The 3590-nt window shown below is 67.0% G+C and carries 3 protein-coding genes; all 3 read right to left on the bottom strand.

What is annotated here, in order from left to right:
• Positions 1-1260 (bottom strand): DUF4403 family protein (locus tag LJE61_RS12460; protein WP_296918521.1); only part of this gene is annotated, 1260 nt, incomplete at its 3' end.
• A 147-nt stretch (positions 1261-1407) separates the two neighbouring features.
• Positions 1408-2916 (bottom strand): hypothetical protein, encoded by a 1509-nt coding sequence (locus LJE61_RS12455; protein WP_296918520.1) that lies wholly within the window; start codon positions 2914-2916, stop codon positions 1408-1410.
• 54 nt (positions 2917-2970) lie between these two features.
• Positions 2971-3576, bottom strand: a complete 606-nt coding sequence (locus LJE61_RS12450; protein WP_296918522.1) for a chorismate--pyruvate lyase family protein — start codon at positions 3574-3576, stop codon at positions 2971-2973.
• Positions 3577-3590: the final 14 nt, after the last annotated feature.

Below are 3590 nucleotides of genomic sequence, written 5' to 3'. Positions count from 1 at the left end.
CGGAGCGAGGCCAGGGGGCAGGGCGCGGACGAGGCGCGTTTCCACGGCGGCCTGAAGTCCCCGGGTGCGTTCTGCCAACAGGGCGTTCGCCGCCGACTCGACGCCGGCGCGGATGCGGTCATAGAAGATCTTCGCCATCACCGCCTGGTCGAGGTCGTCCGCGTCGAAGACGAAATCCACCTGCTCCAGCTTCAGCGCCTGGCTGGCGGGGTCGAAGGCCGGGCGGCCCAGGATCGTCAGGCGCCCGGGGACGTCACCGGTGAGCCGCGCGTTGAGCACCAGGTCCTGATCTTGCGCCGCCAGGCTGATGCCGTCGATTCCGATCTGATGCCCTTGCACCTCCAGGGTCTGTCCCTGGGTCCGGGCGCTCAGGGCCGTGGCGAGGCGAGCGTAGTCCAGCTCCAGCCCGAGGCTGAAGCGCAGACCCGGCTGGGCCGGACGATAGGGGAACAATGGCGGGAGCGGCGTGGAGGCCGTCTTGGATGGGGGCTCAGAGGAGAGCGCGCCGCGAAAGGCCAGCCACACCGCCGTCTCGACCCGGTTGCCCGCGCCGTGCAACGGGGCGAGCGCAAGGCCGAGCGGCTGGACCTGCAGCCAGAGACCCGGAGTCAGCTCCACGGGCACTTGCAGGCCCTCCCACGTGCGTGCCGCTTCGGCACGGAGGCCCTGCAGCCGGGGGGCGAGGTCGCGCATCGCTTCCGCCAGGCTCTCCTGGATGCGGTCGGCGAATACGCGCCCGACGAGGGGTGAGACGTCGATCTCCGCAAGCGTAACCTCGCAGGGATCCAGGAACCGGGTCGGCAGCACCTGGAAGCGCGGGCGCAGCGACCAGTCGGGTGCCCACTCAAGCCGGGCGAGGACGCCGATCAGCGCTTGGCGAGGGGGCTTCTCGATCCCACACCCGGCGCTGAGCCCGAGTCTGCCGATCAGCTCCTTGCGCGCCTCGACCTGATAGCGAACATGGGCCTGGATCTGCAGCACGTCACCCTGCATGGCCAGGTGCAAGGGCCCCCGCCAGGCGCGGTAACGCGCATCAATGCCGTGCCACTGATGCCAGCCGGGCCAGTGACCGGCCTGGGCGGGCAGCGCCGATTCCGCCGCCTGTATCAGGGGGCCCAGATCGAGCTCGAGGGGGACCTGGATGACCGACACCCTGGGTGCGGTCGGCGCCTCGGCGATGGCCCCAGCTGCCCAGATCAACCCCAAGGACATCGCCAGTAGATGCCGCCAGCCGATCTTCGCTCTGCCTTGCGAGTCCATGGTTCACCTCCGAGTGTGGAGTCGATGGGTCAGCTCGATGGCTCGGCATGTCGGGGCCGCATCACATAGAGCGCGCTGATGGTGAACCGAAGCGGTCGCAACGACCCGGCGCAACCGACCCACGTCGAGCGCGGTTGCGCCGCGCCCTCAATGCACACCTGCCACCGGACGCATCTCCTTGTCGCAGACCCCGCCGACCCGCGCGGTTCGGGTTGAGCCGCCGCCGCGGCAGGACTCGCCACGGTCCTGGATCCGGCAGGTGATCTCCAGGGGCCTTCCGCTGGAGAGCCAGCTCGGGGTCTTGCGGTAGCGACCAACGTCGGACATGCGACAACCGCTCGGGATACCGTAGGGTGGACAGGAGCTGGGCTTGCGCAGCGACACCTTGCGCCCGTCGACGATGAAGCCCGGATAGCTGTTTTCCGTCCGGATCAGATCCCGGTCCGGCCTCTCCTCGAAGCGGAATTCCTCGAAGCGATAGCCGTCGCCGCTGGCGGCACCAACCTCGATTCGGGTATTGGCGATCAACGCGAAATCGTCGCCGTTGCGCGCAACCGCCCCGGTCATGTACTCGACGCGGTCGTGATTGGGGAAGCATTTGCCCATCGCCGGCGCATGGTAGTAATGGCGCACGGAGGACAGGTCGCTCAGGCGGTTGCTCGGAAAGACCGACTGCAGCTCACGGTCGCTGCCGTAGAGGATGCGCTCGGCATCCCCGACCGTCTGTGTGTACATGGCCTGGATCTTGGCGTAGCGGTCATGGTCGGCGAGGTCTGGCCGCAGATAGCAGGCGGTCAGGCCGGAGATCTGTGTCAGATACTCGTCCCAGATGTTGTATTGGGATACCGCTGAGGCGACGCCTTGGAAGTCTCCCGGAAAGGCGCAGCCCTGGCGGCTGAGGCACTGTCCGATGGCCCGATTGCGGATCGAGAGCACGATGATGTTGCGCTCGCAGGCCCCATAGGCGTTGCACCCGCGCTCCAGGTGGCCCTCGTAAATCGCCGTGCGCATGCTGTAGTCGAGGTGCTTGGCGCGCGTGAGGGTGGTCGCCGAGCCGAGCCGGCCGTTGCCGCGAACAAAGTCGTTCCAGGCCCGCTCGAGTGCGTCCCGGCGGCCGATCAGACGGCGATTCGCGTCCTCGCAATGGCTCGAGGCGTGGAAGGCGCGGACGATGCGATCGAGCTCACTGACGCCTCCGGGGCTGACGCCGCGTCCGCCGAGCGGCGGATCGAAGAAGGGAGCTTTTTCCAGCGCGTAAAGGTTACGGACGTTGACCACGTATTTCGTGCCCGGCTGACAATGGTGGTTTCGGACCTTCATCGACTTGCGCTCGGCCACCGCGCGCTTGAAAGTGTCCGTGGCGGAGCGGGTGGCGCGGCGCGCATCGACCACGACGTCGAAACCCACATAGGGGGTCCCGGAGCCGTCCGTCAGCGGCTCGCCGTCACGGAGAACCAGGCAGGGAATCACCGAGGTCCCCTGACTCAGCGTGCCCGCCGATGATTTCCCCCCCGAGCGTGCGAAACTGTCGGCGTTGTAATAGGGCACGTCCAGCGGTCCATTGAACTGGTAGACGGTCATCACCGGCGTGGCGGGGATGGCGGCGTGAGCGGGGGCGGCCGCGGCGAGCGCGAGGGCGGCGAGAAGATAACGCATGCTTCGTTTCCTCATCTGAAGTTGGGTGGCGCCTCGCCCTCTCGAGCGGCCCGATCAGGGTCTGCTTTCGGTATAGAGCGCGAGCGGGAAGCATTCGGTGATCAGGATCACCGGGCGTCGCTCGATGATGATACGGTAGGTTCTGCAAACGGAGCCTTGCCCTTCCGCGTCCTGATCGAGACCGACGTTCAAGACCTCCCGATAGCTCTCCAGGCCGCTGTCGCGAATCAGCACGCCGATGCCGATCTCACGGTCGATGAGGCGCTGGCGGAAACCGCCTGGTATGAGCTCTACGCGGATCAGCGAAAAGGCCTCGGCGAAGCTGCGACCCGTGTCCGTCCCACGTAGACGGGCGTCGCGGATCAGACAGCGGTCTCCGGGCTGGACTTGGATCGCCGGCACGGACTCGACCGCGGTCTCGAAGCGTTGCTCGCGTGTATCGACCGAGACAGGCTCCCAAAAGTAGGCCTCGAGGATCTTGGTGACGGTTCCGTCGGTCACCAATAGGGCTCGGAGGAAGGGGGGGAGTGCCGTGAGCGGCACGCGATCGCCGGAGGGCGTCAGGATGGAGCCGTCCCGCACAAAGCCGTCGCAGCGGAATGGCGCTCTGGTGGATCCCGGTGCAGGGTCCTGCGCGGAAAGTCCGTAATAACGGCGCATCTGATTGTTCTCGG

This window comes from Thiocapsa sp., assembly GCF_022340925.1.
Lineage (GTDB): Bacteria > Pseudomonadota > Gammaproteobacteria > Chromatiales > Chromatiaceae > Thiocapsa.
This window is presented reverse-complemented; position numbering and strand designations above follow the sequence as displayed.